The sequence below is a fragment of the Amphibacillus marinus genome (assembly GCF_900110345.1).
Lineage (GTDB): Bacteria > Bacillota > Bacilli > Bacillales > Amphibacillaceae > Amphibacillus_D > Amphibacillus_D marinus.
The window spans coordinates 42,628-68,921 of sequence record NZ_FODJ01000005.1 but is presented as its reverse complement, the minus strand read 5'-3'; the positions used below and the strand labels follow the sequence as shown (position 1 = coordinate 68,921).

At 40.1% G+C, this 26,294-nt stretch carries 22 protein-coding genes; 11 read left to right on the top strand and 11 right to left on the bottom strand.

Translation table 11 applies throughout. The features are described from left to right. Positions 1 to 17 precede the first annotated feature (17 nt). Together speB and speE are read right to left on the bottom strand one after the other, a co-directional pair. The gene (speB, locus tag BM000_RS08450) at positions 18 to 890 is read right to left on the bottom strand and encodes an agmatinase (protein ID WP_091496856.1); all 873 of its coding nucleotides are present in this window, start codon (positions 888 to 890) and stop codon (positions 18 to 20) included. A 12-nt stretch (positions 891 to 902) separates the two neighbouring features. Next, a complete protein-coding gene (speE, locus tag BM000_RS08445; protein ID WP_091496854.1) occupies positions 903 to 1,724 on the bottom strand; it encodes a polyamine aminopropyltransferase in 822 nt (273 codons plus the stop codon). A gap of 224 nt (positions 1,725 to 1,948) precedes the next feature. Between speE and BM000_RS08440 the strand changes: the two genes are divergently transcribed. Next, positions 1,949 to 3,856, top strand: a complete 1,908-nt coding sequence (locus BM000_RS08440; RefSeq protein ID WP_091496852.1) for a transglycosylase domain-containing protein — start codon at positions 1,949 to 1,951, stop codon at positions 3,854 to 3,856. A gap of 111 nt (positions 3,857 to 3,967) precedes the next feature. Here BM000_RS08440 and BM000_RS08435 read toward each other — a convergent pair whose 3' ends face one another. Beyond that, positions 3,968 to 4,474: a YwhD family protein gene (locus BM000_RS08435; protein ID WP_091496850.1), complete on the bottom strand. Its 507-nt coding sequence runs from the start codon at positions 4,472 to 4,474 to the stop codon at positions 3,968 to 3,970. A gap of 100 nt (positions 4,475 to 4,574) precedes the next feature. Here BM000_RS08435 and BM000_RS08430 point away from each other — a divergent pair, with 100 nt between their 5' ends. Beyond that, positions 4,575 to 4,763 carry a 2-hydroxymuconate tautomerase gene (locus tag BM000_RS08430; RefSeq protein WP_091496848.1) on the top strand — a complete coding sequence of 63 codons (189 nt, stop codon included), beginning with the start codon at positions 4,575 to 4,577 and terminating at the stop codon, positions 4,761 to 4,763. Positions 4,764 to 4,787: 24 nt separating this feature from the next. On the opposite strand, the gene BM000_RS08425 is transcribed toward BM000_RS08430, so the two are convergent. After that, positions 4,788 to 5,297, bottom strand: coding sequence for a YwgA family protein (locus tag BM000_RS08425; protein WP_091496846.1), 510 nt, complete (start codon positions 5,295 to 5,297; stop codon positions 4,788 to 4,790). 11 nt (positions 5,298 to 5,308) lie between these two features. Then, positions 5,309 to 6,607 carry an HD domain-containing protein gene (locus tag BM000_RS08420; RefSeq protein WP_091496842.1) on the bottom strand — a complete coding sequence of 433 codons (1,299 nt, stop codon included), beginning with the start codon at positions 6,605 to 6,607 and terminating at the stop codon, positions 5,309 to 5,311. A 102-nt stretch (positions 6,608 to 6,709) separates the two neighbouring features. On the opposite strand from BM000_RS08420, the gene BM000_RS08415 reads away from it, so the two are divergent. Further along, positions 6,710 to 7,555 (top strand): lipoate--protein ligase family protein, encoded by an 846-nt coding sequence (locus BM000_RS08415; RefSeq protein WP_245751615.1) that lies wholly within the window; start codon positions 6,710 to 6,712, stop codon positions 7,553 to 7,555. Positions 7,556 to 7,574: 19 nt separating this feature from the next. Here BM000_RS08415 and pta read toward each other — a convergent pair whose 3' ends face one another. Then, positions 7,575 to 8,549: a phosphate acetyltransferase gene (pta, locus tag BM000_RS08410; protein ID WP_091496840.1), complete on the bottom strand. Its 975-nt coding sequence runs from the start codon at positions 8,547 to 8,549 to the stop codon at positions 7,575 to 7,577. Between the two features lie 323 nt (positions 8,550 to 8,872). Here pta and BM000_RS08405 point away from each other — a divergent pair, with 323 nt between their 5' ends. After that, positions 8,873 to 9,292 (top strand): cell wall hydrolase, encoded by a 420-nt coding sequence (locus BM000_RS08405; protein ID WP_091496838.1) that lies wholly within the window; start codon positions 8,873 to 8,875, stop codon positions 9,290 to 9,292. A gap of 20 nt (positions 9,293 to 9,312) precedes the next feature. After that, the gene (gene gerQ / locus BM000_RS08400) at positions 9,313 to 9,780 is read left to right on the top strand and encodes a spore coat protein GerQ (RefSeq protein WP_245751614.1); all 468 of its coding nucleotides are present in this window, start codon (positions 9,313 to 9,315) and stop codon (positions 9,778 to 9,780) included. 53 nt (positions 9,781 to 9,833) lie between these two features. Here gerQ and BM000_RS08395 read toward each other — a convergent pair whose 3' ends face one another. The 3 genes from BM000_RS08395 to BM000_RS08385 form a co-directional block, all read right to left on the bottom strand. After that, positions 9,834 to 10,433: a hypothetical protein gene (locus BM000_RS08395; protein WP_091496836.1), complete on the bottom strand. Its 600-nt coding sequence runs from the start codon at positions 10,431 to 10,433 to the stop codon at positions 9,834 to 9,836. Between the two features lie 151 nt (positions 10,434 to 10,584). After that, complete coding sequence (locus tag BM000_RS08390) at positions 10,585 to 10,878, bottom strand: YwdI family protein (RefSeq protein WP_091496835.1); 294 nt, start codon at positions 10,876 to 10,878, stop codon at positions 10,585 to 10,587. A 272-nt stretch (positions 10,879 to 11,150) separates the two neighbouring features. Beyond that, positions 11,151 to 12,146 carry an acyltransferase family protein gene (locus BM000_RS08385; RefSeq protein WP_091496833.1) on the bottom strand — a complete coding sequence of 332 codons (996 nt, stop codon included), beginning with the start codon at positions 12,144 to 12,146 and terminating at the stop codon, positions 11,151 to 11,153. Positions 12,147 to 12,853: 707 nt separating this feature from the next. Between BM000_RS08385 and BM000_RS08380 the strand changes: the two genes are divergently transcribed. The 6 genes from BM000_RS08380 (at position 12,854) to recQ (ending at position 22,597) form a co-directional block, all read left to right on the top strand. Further along, positions 12,854 to 14,254 (top strand): polysaccharide deacetylase family protein, encoded by a 1,401-nt coding sequence (locus tag BM000_RS08380; RefSeq protein ID WP_091496831.1) that lies wholly within the window; start codon positions 12,854 to 12,856, stop codon positions 14,252 to 14,254. A gap of 10 nt (positions 14,255 to 14,264) precedes the next feature. Continuing rightward, complete coding sequence (locus tag BM000_RS08375) at positions 14,265 to 16,076, top strand: glycosyltransferase family 2 protein (RefSeq protein ID WP_091496829.1); 1,812 nt, start codon at positions 14,265 to 14,267, stop codon at positions 16,074 to 16,076. Then, positions 16,073 to 17,758: a hypothetical protein gene (locus BM000_RS08370; protein WP_091496827.1), complete on the top strand. Its 1,686-nt coding sequence runs from the start codon at positions 16,073 to 16,075 to the stop codon at positions 17,756 to 17,758. The genes BM000_RS08375 and BM000_RS08370 overlap by 4 nt, the downstream gene beginning before the upstream one ends. A gap of 24 nt (positions 17,759 to 17,782) precedes the next feature. Continuing rightward, positions 17,783 to 19,039 (top strand): nucleotide sugar dehydrogenase, encoded by a 1,257-nt coding sequence (locus tag BM000_RS08365; RefSeq protein ID WP_091496824.1) that lies wholly within the window; start codon positions 17,783 to 17,785, stop codon positions 19,037 to 19,039. Between the two features lie 214 nt (positions 19,040 to 19,253). Beyond that, positions 19,254 to 20,333, top strand: a complete 1,080-nt coding sequence (locus BM000_RS08360) for an AI-2E family transporter (RefSeq protein ID WP_091496822.1) — start codon at positions 19,254 to 19,256, stop codon at positions 20,331 to 20,333. Positions 20,334 to 20,479: 146 nt separating this feature from the next. Further along, positions 20,480 to 22,597 carry a DNA helicase RecQ gene (gene recQ, locus BM000_RS08355; protein WP_245751613.1) on the top strand — a complete coding sequence of 706 codons (2,118 nt, stop codon included), beginning with the start codon at positions 20,480 to 20,482 and terminating at the stop codon, positions 22,595 to 22,597. 256 nt (positions 22,598 to 22,853) lie between these two features. Here the strand turns inward: recQ and BM000_RS08350 are convergent, their stop codons facing one another. After that, positions 22,854 to 24,089, bottom strand: a complete 1,236-nt coding sequence (locus tag BM000_RS08350) for an aminopeptidase (RefSeq protein WP_091496820.1) — start codon at positions 24,087 to 24,089, stop codon at positions 22,854 to 22,856. A 312-nt stretch (positions 24,090 to 24,401) separates the two neighbouring features. Beyond that, the gene (locus tag BM000_RS08345) at positions 24,402 to 26,279 is read right to left on the bottom strand and encodes an ABC-F family ATP-binding cassette domain-containing protein (RefSeq protein WP_177178261.1); all 1,878 of its coding nucleotides are present in this window, start codon (positions 26,277 to 26,279) and stop codon (positions 24,402 to 24,404) included. Positions 26,280 to 26,294: the final 15 nt, after the last annotated feature.

Genomic DNA, 26,294 nt, shown 5'->3' with positions numbered 1-26,294 from the left:
GCCCTTTAACTTAATCATTATTTAATCCAACCAAGTAGCATTTCACGAATAAATTTACTGGCGGCAATGGCAGTTTGTTCAGTTGGGTCATATGCTGGTGCAACTTCAACCAAATCAGCCCCGACAATATTTAAATCTGCCTTAGCTAATGTGTGAATTGCCTCAAGCAGTTCCGTTGAGCTAATTCCACCAGCCTCTGCTGTACCTGTCCCTGGTGCATAAGCAGGGTCAAGAACATCGATATCAATCGTAATATAAACATTGGCACCTGTTAAGCTTGGTAAGCACTCAGCTAATGGCTTGGCCACTTGATAGCGTGACATGTGCATGCCACTCTCCTTGGCAAAAGCAAATTCTTCGCGCATGCCTGAGCGAATACCAAAGGAATAGACATTCTCAGCCCCAATTAGGTTGCAAATCTTTCTAACCGGCGTTGAATGTGATAAGACCTCACCTTCATACTCTTCACGTAAATCCGCATGAGCGTCAATATGAATAACTTTAAGGTCTGAATACTTTTGATAGATTGCCTGAATGACTGGCCATGTTACCAGATGCTCGCCACCTAGGCCAAGTGGAAATTTATTATCCTCAAGGAGCTTGTCGATGTATTGCTTAATTTCAGCTAAGCTTCGTTCCGCATTACCAAACGGTAACGGGATATCGCCAGCATCAAAATAGGCCACTTCCTCAAGATGCTTGTCTAAATATGGGCTGTACTCCTCCAAGCCAATTGAAGCCTCGCGAATACGGTTGGGGCCAAATCTCGAACCCGGACGGAAACTAACAGTCCAATCCATTGGCATTCCATATAGAACTGCTCGCGCCTGTTGATAATCTGGTTGTGCCATAATAAATACTTTCCCTGAATATGCATCATCAAATCGCATGCCCATTACCCCTTACTTTGTTAAATCGTCAACGAACTTAGGCAAAGCAAAGCTCGCTTTGTGGATCGCTTCGGTATAATATTTTGAATCTAGCTCCGCTGAGCGTTGTTGCTGCAATGGATCATGCTTTTTGCTACCTAACGTAAATGTCCATAAACCACTTGGATATGTGGGAATGTTAGCCGTATACAATCGTGTAATTGGAAAAATCTCTTTAACATCCTTGATGACTTGTTCAATTAATTCTGCCTTAAACCAAGGGTTGTCGGATTGCGCAACGAAGATACCATCTTCCTTTAAAGCTTTGCTGATTCCAGCATAGAAGCCTTTGGTAAATAAATTGACTGCAGGACCAACCGGCTCAGTTGAATCTACTAGAATAACATCGTAAGCATTCTCACTTTCTGCAATATGCATAAAGCCGTCACCGACCTTCACTTCAACACGCGGATCATCCAACTGACCTGCAATTGATGGTAAATATTTTTTTGATTCTTCAATAACTCGACCATCAATTTCAACAAGGACAGCTTGTTCAACAGATGGGTGCTTTAATACTTCTCGAATGACACCTCCATCGCCACCACCAACAACAAGAACATGCCTTGGGTTAGGATGTGTAAACAAAGGGACATGACTAATCATTTCATGATAGACAAACTCATCTTTCTCCGTTGTCATCACCATACCATCAAGGACAAGCATGTTGCCCCATTCAGCCGTTTCAATCATATCTAATTTTTGAAAATCAGTTTGTTCTGTAGCAAGCGTTCGTTTTACTTTAGCAGTAATGCCAAAGCTATCTGTTTGCTTTTCTGTATACCATAAATCCATTTCGATCGTCTCCTTCGCTTCATTTTTAGTAACTTTATTTTAACATGTACTTTTTTTCAATTTAGAAACACATTAATTTTAGAGTTTTTTTTAGAAAAAGCAAGCCTTTTTGATTAAATTTATTAAAATACCCGATACTGAATAACAAATCATTCCTATTATCTTTTATCGAGGGCTTTCGCTATGTCCTGTTATGTATTTAAACAAGAAAGGGGTAGAGAGCAATGCGCAAACGGCTAGGATTATGGATAGCCCTATTTTTAGTTACCATCCTTATTTCATTGTATACGACGGTCTATCTCCTAGGGCCACCTTCATTAAATCAACGGCCAATTACCATCTATGCTCAAAATGGTGAACGACTCGGTTCTGTCTACTCAGATGGACAGCGCGTTTGGCAAGCAATTGCAGATATTAATCCAGACTTGATTGAAGCAACACTAGCAATAGAGGATCAAAACTTTTATCAGCACCGTGGCTTTGATTTACGCAGAATTGGTGGAGCTGTGCTGACAAACATCAGAGCAGGTAGCTTAGCTGAAGGGGCAAGTACGATTACGCAACAATATGCACGTAATCTATATCTAAACGCTGAAAAAAGTTGGCTCAGAAAGGGACGTGAAGCGTTTTATGCGTTACGGCTTGAAACGTTTTATGATAAAGAAACCATTTTAGAAGGTTATTTAAATACCATTTATTATGGTCATGGCATATATGGAGTTGAGACTGCTAGCCAATTCTATTTTGCGAAATCAAGTACCGAGCTTAGTCATGCTGAAATCGCCTTACTTGTTGCCATTCCAAACAGCCCTAATGCAAATTCACCAATTAAACATTTTACAAGAGCTAAGCAACAACAAGAAAGAATTATTGCAACGCTTGAGCAAAAGGAGCTTCTAACTGAGACTGAGGCTTATTTAGCGCATCAACAGGTCCTTGATATTGTTGGTGAGCCCATTGTCAATCAACATTTTGGTTACATTGCTGATCTCGCCATCACAGAGGCGAGTAATTTGCTTGGTTATCCGATTCCTGCCGGTGCTGCCATCTATACAGAGATTGTTCCCGAACAGCAGGAAGCTTTGAGTCAAGCGACTTTAACGCATAGTGGAGACTTACAGGTTGGAGCGATCGTCGCAGTACCGGCAACAGGTGCGATTCAAGCCTTAATTGGTGGGGTTGATTATTTTTCCAGCCCATATAATCGTGCTACTCAAGCAAAGCGAATGATTGGCTCTACCTTTAAACCTATCCTTTATTACACAGCTTTAAATAATGGTTATACCGCCGCGACAACATTGCAGAGCGAACCTACACAATTTCATCTAAATGATGGCTCGCAATATGCGCCACAAAACTTTAATAATCAATACGCACATAATTCGGTTACGTTGGCTCAAGCATTGGCGGTTAGTGATAATATTTATGCCATTAAGACACAGCTGTTCCTAACACCCGAACGTGTCATTGAACAGAGTCGGGAACTTGGTATTACCAGCGAGCTTCCTGCTGTGCCATCACTAGCCCTAGGAACTGCTTCGTTAAGTGTAAGCGAGCTTGTTACTGCTTATAGTCATTTTGCAAATGGTGGCCATAAGGTCAGTCCTTATCTCGTTAAAACAGTAGCAACAGTTGAGGGTGATCTCCTATATGAGCGGACAATTTCCTTAGGGGAACAGATTCTTGATGAACAGGTAACATTTATTCTAAACCAATTAATGACAGGGATGTTTGATCGTAATTTGTCTAGCTACTTATCGGTTACAGGCGGATCTATTAGTGATCAGTTGAGTGGAGATTATGCCGGAAAAAGCGGTTCAACACACGTTGACAGTTGGATGGTGGGATATAACCCCGAACGTATTACTGGTGTCTGGACGGGTTATGACGATAATAAACCCGTTCATCAAAGTAATGCTGCAAAGCTGATTTGGCGTGATGCAATGGAAGCAGCACCTGACCGAATTCAGGGTCATAGCTTTATTACACCACCAGGGATTGTCGCTGCATATGTTGATCCAACTACAGGAAGCTTAAGCACAGAGCGAAGTAAACTTAGCCGATTAATGTTCTTTATTGAAGGGACTGAACCTAGACAGTATAGTAGCGTAACTGATCAACAGTCCAAGTAGGATAACGCATTTACTTAGCTGATAGCTAACTTTGGCTGGTTAACATTGTGACTGCCTTAATTACTATAGTCCAAGCTAGACAATTGTCTAACTTGGGCTATTAATTTTTTGTTAGCTTGTTAATGCACTGCGCACTGCCGGATCAGCGTTTTCCCACATCTCTGAATTAAAGTTTTTTAGAAAATCACGTAATAGCTGAAGTGATTTAGCATCCATATGCTCCACAACAATCTCGCCTTTTAGTGATTTCTCCATATGTGTAACATGCTCAGGCATTGATTTATAGGCGATACGATTCGGACGATCGACACGTATCTCACTAGCCGCTACCCCATGATAATACGGCCCTTGCTCGCCACGCTCAACAGTAACCCAAACAATCCAGTATAATAAACCATTGGGAACCTGTTCCTTGTGTGGAATAAATTTAACACGACGCTCTACTTCACTTCGAGCATGCATCGCGCTCATATCAATAAATGCCCGCGATTCATTGGGATCGATAATGACAGGAGAAATGTTTTCTAAACTAATTGAGCCCACCCCGTAGCCACCATGCCCATCAGTTGAGTCATCCTTCATAATGGTAAATTGTTGTCTTGGTTTCTTTTCAGTCATTTAAATAACCTCCTTGGCACTGCTATTGTAGCACATCTAATACTTGCTTTTCAGCTAATCAACTTGGTATGCTTATTGGTAAAAAAGGAGTTTGATCATTATGCCCTATATTACCGTGAAATTATTAGAAGGACGCACAACTGCTCAGAAACAGGCATTGGTTGAGAAGGTAACAGACGCTGTTGTTGAAACAACAGGTGCAAGCAAAGAAAAAGTTGTTGTCTTTATCGAAGACATGAAACCGGAGCACTATGCAGTAGGTGGACAGCTGTTAAGCGACCTTAATTAAGTACGAACAAGCGAGCGCCTATTTCTAAGCGTTCGCTCCTTTATCACGTAATTCGGCTATGAAACGCCAAGCAGACATGAACTCTTCTTTAATAAAATTGGCACTCGCTTTAACGTGCTTTACCTTGTCCTCTGCCTCATCCTTCGTTAGATCATCAAAGAACAATAAGGTTGCGACAAGTTCTAAAAACCTTGAGCTCTGTAATTTTAATAAATTAACTTTATCATAGCAGACTGGCAAATCATCAGGAGCCTGTTCTAAAAACGCAGTGCCCGCATCTGTAACAGTATAATGATATTGAAAGTAATGACCCTTGTCCTGCTTTTCTTCAGCAATAAAACCTAAATTACACAGCTCCTCTACCCGAAGCGTTAGCTCCTCTGAATAAGGACCATAAAAATGAAAAGCAAATTTTTCATCAAAAGGAACGTCAATTTTCTTTAAAATATAAATCATTTTCTGCAGCTTCTTCCGCCCGATAATGTCATGCGCATCAACAAAAAAACGCATTAACCTCGCATGATTACGTAACATAATGTCATCTCCTATCCTATGCCTAACAATTCTTTTATCCTTACTTTCTCAGGCTGATGATCAGGTAGTCGCTCAATTAAATCAGCTGGGTAGTACAGTTTATGATCCGTTCTTTTCTTTCCTGAAATTGATTCAACAATATCTGAAGCTCGTGACAGCTCTAACAAATCGCCCTTTGGCGTTAGCAGATGAATTGGCAAGCGTTCTCCTTCCTCACCCGGTCGGTAAAAATCGTAGGGAAGATCTGAGGATGAATCATCAACTAGGTAATATTCAGGGTTTAAACCAATCTGCTCAAACAATTGATAAAGCTCTATTGATTCTTTAATTTGTCGATCTGGACTAAATTCAACATATTGGAACAGACGCCGATTGGTAAAACGATCACACAAATCAGCCAATATCTCATCCTCTTCGTTAATCCATGCCTGAAAATAATACATGACAATATTCTCATCTAAATTTATGTAATCAACAAGACTTACCTTCCCAGCGAAAAAGGATAAGAAATGCTTAGGCTCATGCTTAAATAAGTAACCTGCTTCATGTAGTTCTTTAACACGATGAAGGATTTTGGTTAAGATTACCTCGGCACTTCTGCTGACGGGGTGGAAGTAAACCTGCCAATACATCTGGTAACGACTCATAATGTAATCCTCAACAGCATGCATGCCTGATTGCTTAACAACCATTTGATCCTCGAGCGGTCGCATAACGCGGAGAATGCGTTCCATATCAAAATGCCCATAGCTAACCCCAGTAAAATAGGCATCTCTTAGCAAATAATCCATGCGGTCGGCATCTATCTGACTTGAAATTAGACTTACAACAAGTTTATCCTCATAGGTTTTATTAATAACTTCAGCAACCTTTTCTGGAAAACCTTGCTCAACCCTACGTAAAACAGCGTTAATTTCTGTCCCCCCTAAAATAATTGCCTTTGTGTAGTCCTCATGATCCAGTTTAAACACCTTTTCAAAAGAATGCGAAAAGGGGCCGTGCCCTAAGTCATGTAATAAAGCTGCCGCCAAGCATAATAACCGTTGATCAGGATTCCAATGCTCTCGACCTTGGAAATTGGTCAGAATCCGCCTGACAATTTCATAGACGCCTAATGAATGACTAAATCGACTATGCTCTGCTCCATGGAACGTTAAAAAAGTCGTACCGAGCTGTTTAATTCTGCGCAGACGCTGAAACTCTCTTGTTCCGATTAAATCCCAGATTACTTGATCACGAACATGAATGTAACGGTGAACAGGGTCTTTAAATACCTTCTCCTCTTTGAGTTGTTGATCTCGATAGGCCATTTACTTCCCTCCTAACTACTTTTTATCTTTATCATTAAGATTCGCTTATCATCTTCATTCATTATATAATAGATTCGGTAATTCATAAAGAGAAGGTGACAGATGATGACAAATTGGCAAACGATTTTAACGAGCGATAAGCTTCGCTATCTTAACCATACCGAGAATAACTTCTCAGCCTGGGAATCGTTCGCAATTGACGATGCCCTTGCTGAATCGGTCAACGCTGGGCATTCAGCAGAAATAATTCGGCTATGGCGCCATCAAGATACCGTTGTTCTCGGCATTGCAGATACCCGACTACCTTATCTTGCTGAAGCAGCCAAGTGGCTCTTAGACCAAGGCTACCAACCAGTAGTTAGAAACTCAGGAGGGTTAGCCGTTGTTGCTGACCAAGGCGTACTAAATATTTCATTACTGCTTAGGGATGGGCAGAAGACAAGTATTCATCAAGGCTATGCCGATATGGTTACTTTTGTCCGAGCATTGTTCGCAAACTGGACTGACCAAATTGAGGCATTTGAAGTGGTTGGCTCTTATTGTCCAGGGGATTATGATTTAAGTATTGGTGGCCAGAAATTCGCAGGTATTTCCCAACGCCGCGTTCGAAACGGCATTGCCGTTCAAATATACTTAGCCATTGAAGAAGATCAACAACAACGCGCTAAGCTTATTAAAGAATTCTATCAAATCGGCATTCAAGGGAAATCAACACGCTTTATTTATCCAAATGTTGATCCAGACACGATGGCAGCCCTAGCTACTTTGCTTAATGTGCAGTTAACAGTTGAGGATGTTATTAATGAGATTAACAGACATTTGACGACCCATGAGCTTACATTAGATAAAACAGCTTTACAGAAAGATGAACTGGCAAGCTACCAAATAAGGCGTCAGCAAATGATTGAGCGCAACAAAAAAGCACTTGGAGCGTTATTCACTGAATAGCGCCAAGTGCTCGTTCCTATTATGCTAGTGCTTGTGCTGCTGTAATAATAGCTAGCTTGTATACATCGTCCGTATCACAGCCTCTTGATAAATCATTTACCGGCTGATTTAACCCTTGAAGAATTGGGCCAACTGCATCAAAGTTTCCAAGTCGTTGGGCAATCTTATACCCAATATTTCCTGCTTCAAGACCAGGAAAAACAAAGACATTAGCGTCACCTTGAATATCTGCTCCTGGAGCTTTTGCTTTAGCTACACTTGGAACAAACGCCGCATCAAATTGAAACTCGCCATCTAACGTTAGTTCTGGCTTTAATTCTTTTGCAATTTTAACAGCTTCAGCTACTTTTTCCGTTTCCTCAGATTTTGCTGAGCCCTTAGTTGAGAAGCTAAGCATTGCGACACGTGGGTCAATGTCAAATAATGCTGCTGTTTCAGCAGAAGCTAACGCAATTTCAGCTAAATCTTGACTGTCTGGAGCAATATTAATTGCACAATCGGCAAACACATACTTCTCGTCCTCACGCACCATAATAAACACACCTGAGGTTTTTTTAATACCTGGTTTTGTTTTAATAATTTGTAAAGCAGGACGCACTGTATCCGCAGTTGAATGCGCTGCTCCGCTTACAAGACCATCAGCTTTGCCCATATAAACAAGCATCGTGCCAAAATAGTTCTCATCTAACAATAGCTGACGTGCTTTTTCTTCCGTTGCTTTCCCTTTACGACGCGCAACAAAGCTAGCGACCATTTCATCAAATTCTGGATAACCATTCGGATTAATAATCTCTACTTTGTTTAAAGTAATATTCAATTGTTCAGCCTTCTGTTCTAGTTCACTCCGTTCTCCGACTAATACAGGTTGAACTAGACCTTCAGCAGCAAGCTTGCTTGCAGCTTGTAAAATACGTTCATCAGACCCTTCAGGTAATACAATACGCTTAGCATTTCCAGCTAATCTACCTCTTAAAGTATCAAATAAGTTACTCATTTATACGCCCTCCAAATTCTATTCTGTTATATATAATACGCTTTTTTTGTTATATTGAAAAGCCTTTAGCAAAACTTTTAAAAAAACTTTTCAAAATGACACTAAAACGTTCACATTTCTGCAGATTTATCTAATAACGCCCGCTCCTTAATTGTTTTCCTACACCAGATAAACTTTTTTCCCCGACCTGCCATACTAGCTTTTATCTTTAATAACGAACTCACTGTATTAATTTACCCTAAATAAGCAGCAAAAAACATATTAGCCTACTGTGATGCATAAACATGTCTAAAGAAAGTGATGTTGAAATGAGGTGAAGTTAGATGGCCGTAGTTGCACACAACGAGAGGGATATTGCTTTATTAGCACGATTAATGCGAGCTGAAGCAGAGGGCGATGGCGATCTTGGTATGCTCATGGTTGGGAACGTAGGGGTAAATCGTGTTATTGAAGACTGCTTAGATTTTCCTAATATTCGCAACATCGAACAAATGGTTTACCAATCACCAGGAGGCTTTGAAGCGACACAAAAGGGCTATTTCTACCAACGTGCTCGTGAGCGCGATAAGGCTTTGGCACGGCGCATCATTAGTGGTGAAAGATTTCACCCAGCAACGCGTTCATTGTGGTTTTTCAGGCCAGATGGACCCTGCCCCGCTCAATGGTATGGTCAATGGAACACAGGACGCTACAAATCACACTGCTTCTTTTCACCATTAGCATCTGAATGTCCACGTTTATAAAAATAAGGAGTGAGAACAGAATGAGCGAAGAGAAAAATCATCGTCAAAAGGCGCCAATGACTGGTATGCCACCGTTTCAACCCTATCCACCTATGCCAATGCCAGGTTTTCAACCGATGCCACCCATGCAACCAATGCCCGCTCAACCTTTACCAGCAGGGCAATTTCAGCCGGGACCACCAGGTTTTCAAGGATTCCCCCCTCAAGCGCCGCAACCACCACAACAAGAGGGGTTGCTGCCACTGGAAGAATCATACGTTGAAAATATTTTGCGCTTAAATCGGGGCAAGGTTGCCACTGTCTACATGACTTTTGACAATAATGAACGCTGGAATGCAAAGATTTTCAAAGGGATAATTGAGGCTGCTGGACGCGATCACATTATTCTTAGTGATCCTGAAACAGAGAAGCGCTACTTATTGCTTACCATCTACTTAGATTACATTACCTTCGACGAACCCATTGAATATGACTATCCATTTAGTTAGCATAACCAGACAATGCCTTGACAACCTATGTCAGGGCATTGTCTGGTTCTCGGTTACTCTTTATAAAATTCAATAATTTCATTATCCATAATCATTTCCATGTAATTACCCGCATTGTCTTCAATCTCTCTAAAAACTAAATTAAATGGCATAAAGTATACGTATTGTCGAAGTTCTTCATGAGCCAAATCTCCCGTTATGCTTACGGATTCGCCACTATCCATACTTAATTGTAATTCTCCTAGTGATTCAATTATGTACGATGTACTCCCATCCTCAGCAAATTGCTCGTCCTCAATTAATGAGAACGTCATCATACCATTTGGCATATATTCTTCAGGGCTAGTATACCTTATTGTCGCTCGACCGCGCCGATTAATTTGAACAGAAAAACCACTTGACCAAGAATCATCATTAATTTCTACCATGCGCCAGTCACCATGGAGCGGATGACTTGGACTAAACAAAGAGACACATACAAGTATGACTGCGGCAATGCCAACGATTATGACTAGCGTTTTTCTATTTAGCAATCTTGAAGCATAGCTTCTTTCCGCACTAGCAAGCTCAGTCTCCTCATGCTCAACAAGCTCTTCCTCTACTAATTCAACTTCATCGTGATCTGAATGATGATCAGCTTGATTATGTTTCATTTCGTAAACCCTTCCTTTTTATAAGAGATGCACTGCAACTTTATACTAGCTTACTACAAAATATCCCATTTGTTAACAACGTTTTCTGTTCTCAAAAAAAATCAAGCATCCTTATTCCAGAGTGCTTGATCATTATCACAATAGTATTTGCCTAAAAATCCAGAAGTGAGCCATTGTTACGATACTCCTTTTGAATATCTTTTGGCTTATTTGATTGCTCATAACTTCCCATCATCTTCTGTAACTCAAGTTGTTCCGCTGTGGTGAGCTGAGGAGCTGTTTTCGGTTGAGGGTCAATGCGGTGCACCTCTTCATCTAAAATTAAATCCGTTAGTAGCTTTATAGCTCGAACATGCTCTTTCATCCGCTGCTCATCCCGAGTCTGTTGAGCTAATGCTAGCTCATTTGCAATTTTCTTAAGAATCTTATCCTGGCTAATAAACATTTCCTTCTCCCCCTTCCTTCCTATTATAGCTTGCTGCTTATCAAGCTGTATAGTGTCCTGACCCTTTAGTACAGATCAACTGACGTCAAAACTAAAGATTATTTTATTCCATGCTTAAGCTATATTAATATACGGATACACATGTGACAAGGAAGTCACCTGTGTTAGACGCCTGCAGTCGCGCTGACAGCGCACATTTAATTTGAACCAGCTACTCGAGCTCGGGCTGCTTTATTAAAATTCTTTGTTTGCGCAGATAAAAGCCGGGTTGTCTAACCCGGCTTTCCCGTTAGGTTCTTTAATTCAGTTGCCTTCGTCTCAATAATTGGCTGAAATGAAATAAAAATTGGTTTACTCGCTAGGAGCAAGACAATTGCTATACTGATAAAAACAGCAACAACAAAGTCAAAGCCATCATTTATTTGAATCGTCTCATATTCACGAAAGGCTTGAACAAAAAAGCCATGCAGTAAATAAACATAAATGGTCTGCTGTCCAAACTTTGTCAGACGATATGATTTTCGAGGTGTCCAAGCATAAAAACTAAAGGACAGGACAAATGCCACTAAATAAACCAATAAACGAATAAGCGCTCCTGAATTCGGGCGGTCAAGACTGGCATACGACCCGGATCCGAATAGCCATCCAATTTGAAAATCCGCGCCTATAAATAGAACGATAATTACACCCGCCATAACTAATAATGCAATCGCTCTGACTTTAGCTGAGCTTAGTCTGCGCAATTGCTCACTTGATAACCAATAACCAACCAAGAAGAAAGGAAAAAAGACAAACGTTCTTGATAAACTAAATTCATGTCCAATCCCATCCATGTAACCAATTAAAAGGCCAATTATAATTGTTAAACCTATTCCTAGTTTTGCCGGCAACCTCTTATAGAGAATTAAGAGGATATGCCAAGAAAACAAGCTAAGTAAAAACCATAGTGACCAATGTGGTTCAAAGAGCGGTGTGTCCCAGCCACTATCTGTCGTAAAATAATAAAGCGCAGTATAAAAGGTTTGAAAAATCAGATATGGAACAATAAGTTTACGAATTAAGCTCAATAAATATTTCGGTTCTCCAATACCTTTCGCAAAAAAACCACTTAATAATATAATTGCCGGCATATGAAATAAATAAATAAAACGATAAAGAGTTAAAAGCACTAGTGATTCAGTTGTTAACGGCTGAATTACATGACCAAACACAACTAGAAAGATTAGTATTAATTTCCCATTATCGAAAAATGCTTCACGCTGTTGCATGGTGTATGACCTCCAAAGTTAAGCTAATGACATTTTATTACCGTTTTATTTGTCAGATAAACCTACGGAGACCTTTCTTCATTTAATTGTTATCAGGCTGTTACCTGCTTGTAAACATACTTCAATAGCATGACCAAGTACTAATTTCGCTATATATTCAACCTTAGAAGCTTGCGATAGGGAGTGATCACTACAAAGAGCTTTGTCGAGAAGTTAAGCAGGCTTAGCTACTGTCAAGGTTAGAACATACTTGCAACTGACCCACATCCTGTGAACAAGAGGAGGTGTTTCTTGGGCCCTTGAGTGCTAAAGCGACACTAGAGGGAGTGAAAAGAAAATGACGATTTTCGACCTCTGGGTGAAAGTGAATTCATGGTCGCCTTGAAGATACAACGGGTCAGGGGCAATCATATAGACAATAGTCAAGTTCTATCGGTTAGTCTTGGCATGATGTTGTCGTGTCGTATTTGGTCATCTTTTAAACTGCGCAAGTTGAGTTAAACGTTATCAAGCTAGTTATCCATCATTCAGCGTATAGAACTCACTTCCCACACATATACATATTTTAAGTATGCAAACCTGCAAGCTAGTTAGTAAAGGTACAGCATCACCCTATGTGCTTCATTTTTATTAAATTCTAGTTTAATAGTATTGTTCCTACCTGCATAAGATAGTTTAAAGCTGTTATAAAAAGATGGAGGACATATATGAAAACACGCATTCTACTCATTACCTTACTTAGTTCCGTTGCTCTGCTTGGCTGCGCATCAGCACAAAGCCACGTACAGCAAGAGCCCATTCTACCCACTTTAACAATTCCATCACCAGAAATAGAAGCAGCTCCACCAATTACACAAATTATTACAACAGATCGTGTACTGGCACTTACATTTAATGGCGTTGGTGATGTAGCTGAAATGGCGCAGCTATTAGATTTACTTGATCAATTAAATATTAAAGCAACTTTTTTCATTCAAGGTGCAAAGATTGTCCAAGAACCCGAGCTAATCCAAGAATTAGTTATGAGAGGCCATAGTATCCAAAATAATACTTTAAACTATGTGTTAATTGAAGACCTGAATTACGAGCAGGCTTATCGTGAACTTGCGTTATCAAATCGGTTATTCGAGCAGCACTTTCATTTATACCCGGCATTCACTAGAAGTCGATCTAATAATAGCTCTGAACCGTTCCTACTAGCGGCAGCTCAACTGAATATGAATGTCGTTCAAGCAACGATGAACCTACCAGAAAAGGAAACAGATTCGGCGATTGAAATAGCCGAGTACGTTAGCCATAACGCTAGCCGTGGTGGAATTATTTCATTAAACTCGGCACTTATTGAAGAGCTTACTAAGACTGTCAAACTAATTAACGATGAAGTGGAAAAACTAGAGTATCGTCTGGTCAGTTTAGAAGAAGCAATGGTCAACCAATATACGCTCCACAACAAGCACGAAACCAATCAATTACAAATGAATTTAAATTTTCAAGCGATTGAGCCTAAGTTCATTACCACCTTCGAAACTGAAGAAAAATATATTAGTTTAACAATTGATGATTGGGCCAGTGATCAAACGATTAGCCAAGTGCTGGATATTCTTGACCACTATTCAATTAAGGCAACCTTCTTTCTTATTGGAAGCGGTGTTGAGAAACAGCCTCAGCTAGCACGCGCTATTCGAGAACGCGGTCATGAAATAGCCAGCCACACCTATTATCATCAGATTGTGACGGAGATGGAGCCTAATGAACTACAAGATGACCTAATTAGGACAGACGAGATTCTCACCCAAGCCCTTAGGGAAAAGCCTGCCAACTATTTTCGACCACCAACAGGTGAAATAGATGAAACAAGTGCACAAGTTATTTCAGCAGCTGGCGTCGATTATATTGTGCTAGTCGATGTGGCATCATGGGATTGGAATTTGACTATTAGTGCTGACGAGGTCTTTCAACGTATCGTTAACAATATTGAACCCGGGGGCATTATTACCATGCATATTTTAGATAATAGTCACACCCTTGAGGTCTTGCCTAGAGCAGTCGAATATCTTTTGGCGGAAGGCTATCAATTTAAGACTATTGGAGAAATGCTAGCAGAATAGGAGGTTGCGTATGCAAGAAAAAATTGTTCAACCCATTAACGATAGAAGACTACTTTCCTTCGTACCTGGTCGGAATTTGCAGGACAGGAGAGGGTTAAGCGAAGCTATTGACGGCCAGCATAATAAAACGGGTACCCGCTTTGTCGCTAGCTTTGCCGTTGCATACCGCAGCCCACGTATGAAGAAAAAAGCACCGGCGCAATGCTGTAACTTATCGCGATCAGGAATGTTAATGAAACTTAAGTCTTCAGAATGTGTTATGCCAATGGAGGGCGGCAAGCTATCGCTTACCTTTACCATACCGCAAGCCACTCTTCAGGATGGCTTTGAAGGACGGGTAGTTATTCAAGCACGGGTTACCCGTGTATTCAAACAAGTAGAGCAAGATCAGCTTGTTTGGTATGTTGCGGTTTGCTTCGCACAATCACTTGATAGTTATTTTCAGAAAGGGAGCTGGTCTCAGTTAGCTATCTTTGCCAGCTTAGCACTAGTAATTATAATACTGGTCATTATCTTTTCTAAATTTAATAGTTTTGTTTATTTGCGTTTTTATCGACTCGGTTCATTATATAGCCTAATGGCTGCTACCTTTTTGCTTAGCAGGTATCTGCTAGGTCTATGCTATCGAAATAACCCAATAACGCCAAACTATTTGCCAAGTGTCTCAATTATTATTCCCGCTTTCAATGAAGAACTGTGGATAGAACGAACCATTCTTAGCTGTATGAATCAAGACTATCCAATTGAAAAATTAGAAGTCATCGTGGTTGATGATTGCTCTACAGATCGAACAGCTCTTAACATTCAAGCAGCAATTCGTCGAATTAACAAAGTTGGGCAAGCATTCCAAACGGAAACGCGCCTTTCCTTTCTCCCTTTACAGCAAAACATAGGTAAACGTGGTGCACTGCTTGCAGGTGTTAAGCAAGCGCAGCATGAATTAGTCACTTTTGTCGACTCGGATAGTTTTCTCGAACCTGATGCCATCCTGCATCTCGTTCAGCCTTTTCAAGATCCTAAAATGGGTGGTGTTACAGGGAGAACCGAAGTCGAGAATAAACATACTAACATGTTGACAAAGCTTCAAGCTGTTCGTTATTACATTGCATTTCGAATTATGAAAGCGGCCGAGTCGATTTTTGACGCCGTTACTTGTTTATCCGGTCCGATATCCTGCTACCGCAAGTCACTCATCTTGAAGTATGCTGACGCTTGGCTCAATCAACGTTTTTTTGGTCAGAAGGCAACTTTTGGCGATGATCGTAGTATGACAAATTTCATTTTACAAGATCATCGCACCTGTTATCAGGATCGTGCTATTTGCTCTACCATTGTGCCATCAAAATACATGAGTTTTTTAAAGCAACAGATGCGCTGGAAACGTTCTTGGCTTAGAGAATCTTTACGCGCACTTAAATTCATTTGGAAAAAAGAGCCGTTTATGCAAGTCTTGTTTCTATTTGGGCTCATTGTACCAATTATCTCACCCATTATTGTTTTTTATAATTTAATTTACATTCCAATTAGTTATTTGATCTTTCCAAAAACCTTTGTCCTCGGCATCGCATTAATGGCATTATTAATAAGCTTCACCCACTTGTTGTTTAAAAGAAGTAAGCTTTGGTTATTCGGTATAGTATTTGTTATTATTTATGAATTTGTTTTACTTTGGCAAATGCCCTATGCTTGGCTAACATTCTGGAAATCTACTTGGGGAACTCGTGCGACGCCAGAAGATGTCCTGGCGATCGAACGCAGGTTTATGTATCGCTTTCGCAAAAACAGGATAAATGAGCAGCTAGTAGAGGAGGTTAGTCAATGACCACCTCACTAGAGCAGCTTTCATTGGCTAGAAAGAAAAAAAAGAGCAAAATAAGCAAAACGTGCTTTCAGCTGATTGTGATAGCAATCATTACCTTTTTCTTATATGACAACCTTTTTTTTACGAGCCACTATCAACCCGTTGCTAACGAGAGGCTAACCAACACATTGGGATTTATTGCCCTTGCATACTCAGATGTTAGTCAAGATGGCGCTGGTGGTTCAATCAGTCATGCTAAACTCGCTGACCAATTAACAGCATTTAAAGCCCTTGGATTTGAAACCATCTCGCAGCAAGATATCTTATCGTTTTATAATGAAAATACTAGGCTGCCAGAACGCGCACTTTTTTTATCATTTGATCACCTGCAAGTTGAATCTAGTGCATTTATTCACGGATTGCTAGAGGAGTTAAATTATCAGGCTACTCTATTCACATATGCCAATCAATTCGAGAGCAAATCACGATCTGAACTGACAGCCCGCCAATTAGAAAGGCTACTTGCAAGCGGCTATTGGGAGCTTGGTTCAAATGGCTTTCAATTAACTTATATTAACGGTTTTAATGAGAGTGGTATGTATTTGGGTGAACGAAGTGATGGGACTGTCAATCAGGAGCCATTAAGCTATTTTAATCATAGCTTAACTGATTACTTGCGCGATCCATTTTTCATCCCGAGAGAGTCGCGGAGCGAGATGGAAGACAGGATTAAGACCGAATATGATCAAGCTTTTGCAACTTACAGTAAAATCTTTGCTGATCCTCCCAGTGTCTATGCCCTTTCACGACCTAATGTTTTATTTACCACGATGGAAGAGGATGTAGCAGCAATCAATGAATTGATGATTAGGCAATATTACCATATAAACTTTAACCGTAATCGGTCAGGCTATAATCAACTGAATGACAATCCATTTGATCTATCACGTTTACAAGTTAGCAGTGATTGGTCTGTTGCTAACTTACTCATGCGCATTCAAGCAGAGACTGGTTGGCAATTCACAATTAAGTCGGACAATTCTCGTCATTGGGATGTACAAGCCGGTGTTATTCAATTTGACCAAGAGCTCATTGAACTCACATCCTTTCCAGATCAACTAGTCGAAGTATCTTTTGCAGAAAATCTTCCGAACACCTTTACAATAAGCTATCAACTTAAACAAGATCCTATCAATGAGCAAATTGCATCGCTTTGGAATCTAGAAAGAACCGAGGGTATCCATGTAGCTATCGATAATGAACAGATTAAAGTTTATACGACTGATGCCCACAACATCTTACATTCGTTAGTCAGTAGACGCATAACATATTTAACAAATGGTGAGCCAGACACGCTTGCAAACCTATCACCATACTTCACCGCTATCCAGGTAAAGTATCAATCACCACAAGAGTTGTCGACCCTTAGTATGAGCATTAATTTATCAGATGATATGTTAACGATCTCAGTCAATGACTGGTCAACGACCGTTGCTCTACCATTCACAGCTAATCAATATCAATTAACCTTTTCAGGACAAGCACTTGTACAGCATGCGCCAATTTCAGAAATGGTCATTTCTTCATTAAATATTAAGAGCGATAATCAATTTATCTATCCCTACCGCACTGAGCAACAACCTTTTCTGCATAGTTTTACAAGTTTCCTAGCAAAACTACTTTTTCAGGAAAACCGTTCTTAATTCTAATCGATCGGAGCTACCCACGTGAATAATGAAAAAATAGCTATACTCGGGCTCGGCTATGTTGGACTTCCCTTAGCCATTGCTTTCGCCGACCATTACCCAGTCATTGGATTTGATATTGATAATCAAAAGGTTGAACAGCTTCGGCTAACACACCAAAGTGTAAGGCTCCGTTTATCAACACAGGTAAGTAGTCTAGTTAACGCAACCGTCTACATTGTTACCGTGCCTACCCCCATCTATATTGATAATCGTCCCGACTTAAGACCGCTCATCTCAGCTACAGAATTAATTGCTGCTGTACTGAAGCAAGGAGATTTAGTTATTTATGAATCGACTGTTTATCCCGGAACGACCGAAGAAATTTGTATACCTTTGTTAGAACAGCAATCAGGGTTACGCGTTGGTCAAGACTTCAAAGTGGGTTACTCCCCTGAGCGAATAAACCCAGCTGATGACACACATACCTTGACAACTATACCAAAAATCGTTTCTGGAACAGATGCCATTGCTTTACAACGTGTTGAACAGCTCTATCAATCAATTCTGCTAGCAGATGTCCATCCCGTTTCTTCAATTAAGGTTGCTGAAGCAGCAAAAGTTATTGAAAATGCACAACGTGATATAAACATCGCCTTTATGAATGAGTTGTCGGTTGCCTTTCACCATATGAACATCGACACAACAGAAGTGTTAGCTGCGGCAGCAACTAAGTGGAATTTCATACCGTTTTCCCCTGGTCTAGTTGGTGGTCATTGTATTGGGGTTGATCCTTATTACTTCATCTACAAGGCTGGTCAGCTCGGTTACCCCTCCCCTTTACTTTCTGCGGGGCGAAAAATTAATGAAGGGATGGGGCAGTTTATTGTGCAACAAGTTATTAAGCGGTTAATCACAGAAAATAATCAGTTACCAATTAAACGCATTGGCGTTCTCGGCATTACTTTTAAGGAAAATTGTCCTGACATTCGCAATTCTCGGGTTGTTGACATTATTCGGGGATTGGAGGAGTATCAGATTGAAGTGATCGTCCATGATCCAATCGCTGACCTTGCTGAGGTTGAAGAACAATACGACATTAAACTTTCCACTCAACATGCCCTTGTTAATTTAGATGCTTGTATCGTTGCTGTTTGTCACAAAACGTTTACAGAAATGTTCTCTCCAAGCGACTTTAAGCAAGCACTATGTACCGGACGTCATACTATCTTTGATTTAAAAGCAGCATTTAATAAAAGACAATTGGTTGAAAACGGACTCTTTGTATGGCGCCTTTAGGGCGCGTTTTTTTAAATTAAAGTCCTGAGCTCTACCGACATTTAGCTAAAGCGTAACGCACAAATATCCTCTTTGATAAATTCACTGTATTTTAATTGCACCAAATGTTTAAACTGTTAAAGTTCCCTCTTCATTATCGTAGTACGCTTTTAATTCGTTTTATGCTATGATTATGTTTAGCTGACATAGTACATATCGAAGGAAGTGACTTTAATTGCTTGAGCAAAAACCGTTTAAATTTTTAGTCTATACAATCCTTATTTTCACCTTAATCTTTTTAATTAACTTAACTGGATTTGTTTTCTATCCAGTGGGGCGTTTAATTGCAGCAATTGCAGTACCTATTATCGGCGCTGGATTTTTGTTTTACATAACCAATCCCTTTGTTAATCTACTTGAGAAGTATAAAGTTAAGCGGATCTTTGCTGTGCTAATTGTTTTTCTTGTCTTAATTTTAATTGTGTTTTTCAGTATTTACTTTATTGTCCCGCCTTTGCAGGAACAGTTTAGTCGTTTAGTAGATAATGCTCCACAGATGGCCACCTATTTTGAAGACTTATTCGAGCTTTGGCAAAACCGCCAAGAGTTCATACCTGCAAGCATTGAGGATTCAATTCAGAATGTATTAGATAACTTTGATTCGTATGCTGAAGCGATCATGAGCTCGCTCTTTAGTTTTATTGGTTCATTCTTTAGTTTCGTCTTTTCGTTTGTGTTAATTCCGTTCTTCCTCTTTTTCATGCTTAAAGATGGACAAAAGTTTATTCCCTTTATCTCAAGCTTTCTAAGTAAATCGAAGGCAGATAGCTTGGCTGTGCTATTAAAAAACATTAATATTACCTTAGCCTCTTTTATCCAAGGGCAATTCTTTATTAGCTTTTGCCTAGGTATTCTTTTATATATTGGCTACCTGATTGTCGGCTTAAATTATGCGCTCATGCTCGCGATATTCGGGCTCTTTATGAATATGATTCCATTTGTCGGTCCGTGGATTGCAGCAGTACCCGCTATTATCATTGGCTTCTTTCAAGACCCAATGATTGGTGTCTGGACAGCAGTTATTATGATTGTAGCACAACAACTTGAAAGTATTATCTCACCAAATATTATGGGCAAGGTGCTAAAGATTCATCCACTTACGGTTTTAACGCTAATCCTAACTGCGGGTTCAATTGCGGGCTTCATCGGTCTTCTTTTTGCCGTACCAGCTTATGCAGTAGCGCGTACAATTGTTAATCATTTCTATCTCATTTACACCAATAAGCGCCCGTTCGGAAAGAAAAATTTATTTTAACACTTAACACACCATTTTTGTCTGTTATCAATAAGTTTTAAAAGATTCTGGTCCATTTAGCTGTCGATTTTCACTAGCTAAGAATAAAAACTTGAGTTCTAATAGTCGAGCTCAAGTTTTTTTATGTTAAACTGGATGTTGAACTTATGGAAGAAACCATGATTAGAAAGGTGTATATTATGGACTTACAATCTGCAAGAACATTACTTAGAAATTACTTTGGCTATGATGCTTTTCGCAAAGGTCAAGAACCATTAATTCAAGCAGCTTTAAATAACGAGAACGCATTAGGCATCATGCCTACTGGTGGTGGAAAATCGATTTGTTATCAGATTCCCGGTATTCTACTTGATGGTACAGCCATTATTATTTCACCCTTAATTTCACTGATGAAGGATCAGGTTGATAGTCTTGAAACAATTGGCATTCATGCCACTTACATAAATAGTACTTTGTCAAAAGAGACTTACGAGGTCAGAATGCGACAGTTACAACAAGGCGACTATGACTTTGTCTATGTCGCACCCGAGCGGTTTGATTCTGAACACTTCTTCACAATTATTAACCAGATTCCAATTAGTTTTATTGCCTTTGATGAAGCCCATTGTATTTCTCAATGGGGGCACGACTTTCGACCGAGCTATCGATCCATTATCGAAACATTAACAAAATTACACCATATCCCGTTCCTAATGGCGTTAACTGCAACAGCGACTCCCGAAGTTATTCAGGATATTCAAGTATTGCTTAACATTGCTGACAGCAATGTCATTAATACCGGATTTGCCCGTCCAAACCTATATTTCCACCTTATCAAAGGGCAGGACAAGCAGCAATTTATGCTTAACTATTTAAAGGAACACGCACAGGAGGTCGGCATCGTTTACGCACCGACACGGAAACTAGTTGAATCTACGTACTCCTTTCTTGTAAAAAAGGGCTATCAGGTTGCCTATTACCACGCGGGTCTCTCAGAAGAGCTACGAAAGAATGAACAAAATAAGTTTATAAACGATGAGGTTCAAGTAATGGTAGCTACTAATGCTTTTGGGATGGGCATTGATAAATCAAATGTCCGCTATGTGATTCATTACAGCCTGCCTATGAACATTGAAGCTTATTATCAGGAAGCTGGCCGCGCCGGGCGAGATGGTGAACCAAGTGACTGTATCCTGCTTTATTCTGGTCAAGATTCGCACCTGCAAAAATTCCTCATTGAACAATCGCTTTTAGATGAGGAGAAGAAGTCCTTGGAGTACAAGAAGCTTCAAGCAATGATTAATTATTGCCATACCGAAAATTGCCTGCAAGAATATATATTAAACTATTTCAATGCGGATCAGCGTGTTGTCGCTTGTAACAATTGCTCTAATTGTACCCACACAGGTACGAAGATTGATCGTACACGTGATGCTCAAATGGTATTATCGTGTGTCATGCGGATGAATCAGAAGTTTGGTGCGGGACTTACTGCGCAAGTGTTAAAGGGGTCAAAAAATCAAAAGGTAAAACAGTTTCATTTTGATCAGCTGTCAACCTATGGTTTAATGCGTAATCGAACGGAAAAAGAAATTACCCAGTTTATTCACTTTTTAGTGGCAGAAGGTTACTTATCGACAGGTGATCAACGTTTTCCTATTCTCCAGCTAACAAAAGAAGCAACGCGAATCCTTAAGAATGAGGTGAAGCTCCATGTAAGGGAAACACACATTAGCCAACATGATGAATCAGATTATAACGATGATCTGTTTGAACAACTCCGCGCTCTTAGAAAAGAAATGGCCGAGCAAGAGGGCGTACCACCTTACATCCTGTTCTCAGATGCTACGTTAAAGGAAATGTGTCGACGACTCCCACAATCGAAAGAAGCGATGCTTTTAATTAAAGGGGTAGGACTTAAGAAGTTTGATCAATATGGCGAGCCCTTTCTAGAAAGAATTGCATTAAACAGTCAGGAGACACCAAGCTATTTGATTAGCTACCAGCTCTATCAGCAGGGGTTAGATCTAGATACTATTGCTGCCAAACGCTCCATTCAAGAGCAAACGGTTGCCAGTCACCTGTTCCAAGCCTTCCAATCAGGCCACGAACTTACCTGGTCAGATTTTTTTGATCAAGAAACAGAGGATGCTGTCCTTGATGTCTATAAACAACTAGATGAACCAAAGCTGAAGCCGATTAAGGACATGGTGCATGATCAGATTAGCTATACAGCTATTAAAGCTATTTTAGCAAAGCATGACCTGCTCCAAATTAAACATTAATATATTACCACCAGTTTAGCTAATTAGAACTGGTGGTTTATTATGTAATAGAGCTTAATTAACAAAACCTAAATCACGTTTGCGTTAACCTGAAGCTACTTTTCTAACCGCTCGTTTATGCACTCATCATTAGCAACTACTCAAACATTTACCCCTTCTGAAATTTAATAAAATCCTATTATTAATTGAATAAGTTATCGAAAAAAGTTCAAAAAAGAGCTAAGTCACAGTCGAACTGTGGCTTAGCCCTATTCACTTATTCTGTTAATGCCCAAGCGCCTTTTCTGAAGACAGGCTCTGTCTTGCCATCAGGGGTTACGCCATCAATGTCAAGCTCAGCTGAGCCAATCATAAAATCAACATGAACCAGACTATCGTTAACACCATGCTTGTCTAATTCTTCATCATTCATCGCAGAACCGCCTTGAAGACTTGTTGGATAAGCCTTACCGAGGGCAATATGACAAGATGCATTTTCGTCATACAGTGTATTGTAAAAAATTAACCCAGATTGCGAAATTGGCGATGCATCTGGTACTAGTGCTAATTCCCCTAGACGTCTTGCACCATCATCAGTATCTAATAAATGCTTCAAGGTTTCATAGCCCTGTTCGGCACTGAAATCAACTACCTTGCCCTTTTCAAAGGTTAAGCTAAAGTTGTCAATCATGTTGCCACCATAAATTAATGGTTTTGTACTTGAAACCGTACCATTTACGCCATACTTATGTGGTAAGGTGAAAACCTCTTCCGTTGGCATGTTTGGATTAAAATGGCGGCCATCTGGCGTCTTCGCTCCGCCACCTTTCCAAATATGTCCTTCTGGTAAATCAAATGTTATCTCAGTACCTGGCGCTGTAAAGATTAGCTTCGTATAGGCTTTGTTATTGAGCACCTCACGCGCTTCCTTTAAGCCTGCATTGTGCGCTTCCCAAGCAGCAATTGGATCATCATGATCAACACGAACGATTTTAAAAATCTGCTCCCATAGCTTTTCTTTAGCAGTTTCTTTATCCTCACCAGGGAAGATCTTTTGTGACCAATCCCCTGTTGGGACAGAGACAATTGACCAAGGAATCCGATCATTCATTGTGTATTTTGAAAATTCCTTCATTGCTATTGCATTAGCTTTGGTTGCCTTTGCTATTTTAGCCGGATCAACATCCTTAAGTAAGTCAGGGTTGGTCGAACGGACTGATAATAGAGCGGCTCCATCCTCAGCATAGCTTAAGAATTTATCGACATGCCATTGTGGTACTGTCGTCAGTACTTCTTCTGATGCGTGCTGATACCGTAGTAAGGTAAGCTCATCATCCTGCCAATTAATCATGACATCTTTAGCACCCAGCTCATAGGCTTTCTTCACTAAAATCCGAGTGAACGCAACACCTTCGATTGATGAATTAATCATCAGTGCTTGATCTTGCTTAATATTTACACCCATTCTAAGTGCTAACTCTGCATATTTTTCGAGAAATTTTGTTTCTGCCATTTAAATACCTCCACTAATTTGTAATTACGAAACAGTTGCTAACGAATAACTTATCTAACATAGTTAACCTTCATTCAGTAGGGAATATTTCCTATCTTCCCTACTGATTGGCATACACCCAAAGTATGACCAAGGCGCGGACTCTTAAGGAATCGGACTGTTACTAAACGTTGATCCCCTCCCCACTATGCATACTTATATTCTTATGGAGGGGAGGTTTGTAGACAATTAACCAATGATAAATTCATCAACTATTCAGATTCTTTTATTATACATGAACTGTTTCGGATTATGAAATATTCTATTACATCATTATTGTTGCTCAAGCTCTTCAACCAACATTGAGAGCTCTTCCCAGCGTTCCAGCTTAGTAGTTAGTTCAGCTTCGAGTTCAAGCTGACAATCGTAATGCGTTCGAACCCCTTCGGCATCTGCACCTGCAGTTATGACAGCCTGTTTTTCTGTTTCTATCTTTTCCTCTAGTGCGGTAATCTCATCTTCAATTGTGTCCCATTCCTTTTGCTCATTATAGGATAACTTTCGCCTTCTCGCTTTTTTAATTGGCGCTTTGGTCTGATGTGGCTCCTGCGCTTGGCTTTCCTGCTCAATCAATTGTAAACATTCCGAATAGTTTCCATAAAACGAATGGATGGTTGCCTGTTGTTCAAAGTAAAACAGTTGCTCAACGACTCGATCTAAAAAGTAACGATCATGCGAGACTGTAATAACAACGCCAGGAAAAAGGTCGAGATAATCCTCAAGAATAGCTAAGGTTTGTGTATCTAGGTCATTGGTCGGTTCATCAAGCAATAACACATTGGGCTCTTCCATTAATATCTTAAGCAGATAAAGTCTTCTCTTTTCCCCACCTGACAATCGACGAATTAGCGTCCATTGCTGACTACGTGGGAACAAAAAGCGCTCCAGCATTTGCTCGGCCGTTATTGTCGTTTCATCTGCGGTTTGAATGATATCAGCCGTTTCCCGAATGTACTCAATTAGTTTCAAATCCTCATCCATTTCACGATAGTCTTGTGTGTAATAGCCAAACTTAACGGTAGAGCCAATCTCAATCATTCCTTGATCTGGCTGAATAAGCCCAGCAATCATGTTAAGTAAGGTCGTTTTTCCACTTCCGTTCTCTCCAACAATACCAATTCGATCGCCCGGCTTAATTAAAAAACTAAACGGCTTGACTACCTGGACACTGTTATAGCTCTTCTCAACATCGACTAGTTCAATAACCTTCTTGCCAAGTCGAGTTGTTCCGACTCCAACTTCAAGCTGATTCTGTTTGGTATCAAAGCTTTCTTTTTTCATTGCCTCAACACGGTCAATACGGGCTTTTTGCTTGGTTGTTCTTGCCTTAGCACCTCTTTTTAACCAAGCGACTTCCCTTTTTAGGGTATTTGCATGCTTTTGCTCATCTTGTGCTGCTAATTGAAGACGTTCCTGCTTCTTCTCTAGGTACGTTTCATAATTGCCTATGTATTGATAGAGATTGCCTAAATCAAGTTCATATATACGATTAGTGACACGATTTAAAAAATAACGATCATGGGTAACAAGTAAAATCGCGCCTTTATAGCTTGGCAAAAATTGCTCGAGCCACTCAATACTTTTATGGTCAAGGTGGTTCGTCGGTTCATCTAAAATCAGCAAGTTAGCTGGTTGAATAAGCGCTTTGGCAAGTGCGACACGTTTCTTCTGTCCTCCTGAAAGCTGGTCAATTGGTTGGTGAAACTGTGTAACACCTAACTTAGTGAGAATTGTTTTTGCCAATGTATTTGCGTCCCAGGCAGCTATCTCATCCATTCGTTGCTGTGCTCGACTAAATTGCGTCTGACTTTGCTTATCGTCAGGGGTTGTTGTTAACTTAAATAATGCTTGCTCATACTCACGTAAGGCAACCATCACGGCTGCTTCTCCTGAAAAAACCTCGTCAAGTACGGACTTAGCAAAATTGAGCTCAGGCTCCTGGGCTAAATAAGCAACGGTAAAATCCTTCGCATGCTTAATAGTACCTGCATCCTTCACGTCTTTTCCTGCTAGTACATTTAGAAAAGTAGTTTTCCCTGTCCCATTTACACCAACTAGACCAATTCTCTCGCCTACTCCAATTGAAAAGGAAAGCTGATTAAATAGGATCTTATCTCCATATGATTTTGATAATTGTTCAACTGATAAAATTTCCAAACTGATCGA

Bases quoted from the DNA above. Each gene is read 5' to 3' on its own strand.
- speB (WP_091496856.1), bottom strand. From the start codon at position 890: ATGCGATTTGATGATGCATATTCAGGGAAAGTATTTATTATGGCACAA.
- recQ (WP_245751613.1), top strand. From the start codon at position 20,480: ATGGAAGAAACCATGATTAGAAAGGTGTATATTATGGACTTACAATCT.
- BM000_RS08415 (WP_245751615.1), top strand. From the start codon at position 6,710: ATGATGACAAATTGGCAAACGATTTTAACGAGCGATAAGCTTCGCTAT.
- BM000_RS08390 (WP_091496835.1), bottom strand. From the start codon at position 10,878: ATGTTTATTAGCCAGGATAAGATTCTTAAGAAAATTGCAAATGAGCTA.
- BM000_RS08370 (WP_091496827.1), top strand. From the start codon at position 16,073: ATGACCACCTCACTAGAGCAGCTTTCATTGGCTAGAAAGAAAAAAAAG.
- gerQ (WP_245751614.1), top strand. From the start codon at position 9,313: ATGAGCGAAGAGAAAAATCATCGTCAAAAGGCGCCAATGACTGGTATG.
- BM000_RS08385 (WP_091496833.1), bottom strand. From the start codon at position 12,146: ATGCAACAGCGTGAAGCATTTTTCGATAATGGGAAATTAATACTAATC.
- pta (WP_091496840.1), bottom strand. From the start codon at position 8,549: ATGAGTAACTTATTTGATACTTTAAGAGGTAGATTAGCTGGAAATGCT.
- BM000_RS08395 (WP_091496836.1), bottom strand. From the start codon at position 10,433: ATGAAACATAATCAAGCTGATCATCATTCAGATCACGATGAAGTTGAA.
- BM000_RS08435 (WP_091496850.1), bottom strand. From the start codon at position 4,474: ATGACTGAAAAGAAACCAAGACAACAATTTACCATTATGAAGGATGAC.
- BM000_RS08350 (WP_091496820.1), bottom strand. From the start codon at position 24,089: ATGGCAGAAACAAAATTTCTCGAAAAATATGCAGAGTTAGCACTTAGA.
- BM000_RS08440 (WP_091496852.1), top strand. From the start codon at position 1,949: ATGCGCAAACGGCTAGGATTATGGATAGCCCTATTTTTAGTTACCATC.
- BM000_RS08430 (WP_091496848.1), top strand. From the start codon at position 4,575: ATGCCCTATATTACCGTGAAATTATTAGAAGGACGCACAACTGCTCAG.
- BM000_RS08420 (WP_091496842.1), bottom strand. From the start codon at position 6,607: ATGGCCTATCGAGATCAACAACTCAAAGAGGAGAAGGTATTTAAAGAC.
- BM000_RS08405 (WP_091496838.1), top strand. From the start codon at position 8,873: ATGGCCGTAGTTGCACACAACGAGAGGGATATTGCTTTATTAGCACGA.
- speE (WP_091496854.1), bottom strand. From the start codon at position 1,724: ATGGATTTATGGTATACAGAAAAGCAAACAGATAGCTTTGGCATTACT.
- BM000_RS08425 (WP_091496846.1), bottom strand. From the start codon at position 5,297: ATGTTACGTAATCATGCGAGGTTAATGCGTTTTTTTGTTGATGCGCAT.
- BM000_RS08380 (WP_091496831.1), top strand. From the start codon at position 12,854: ATGAAAACACGCATTCTACTCATTACCTTACTTAGTTCCGTTGCTCTG.
- BM000_RS08375 (WP_091496829.1), top strand. From the start codon at position 14,265: ATGCAAGAAAAAATTGTTCAACCCATTAACGATAGAAGACTACTTTCC.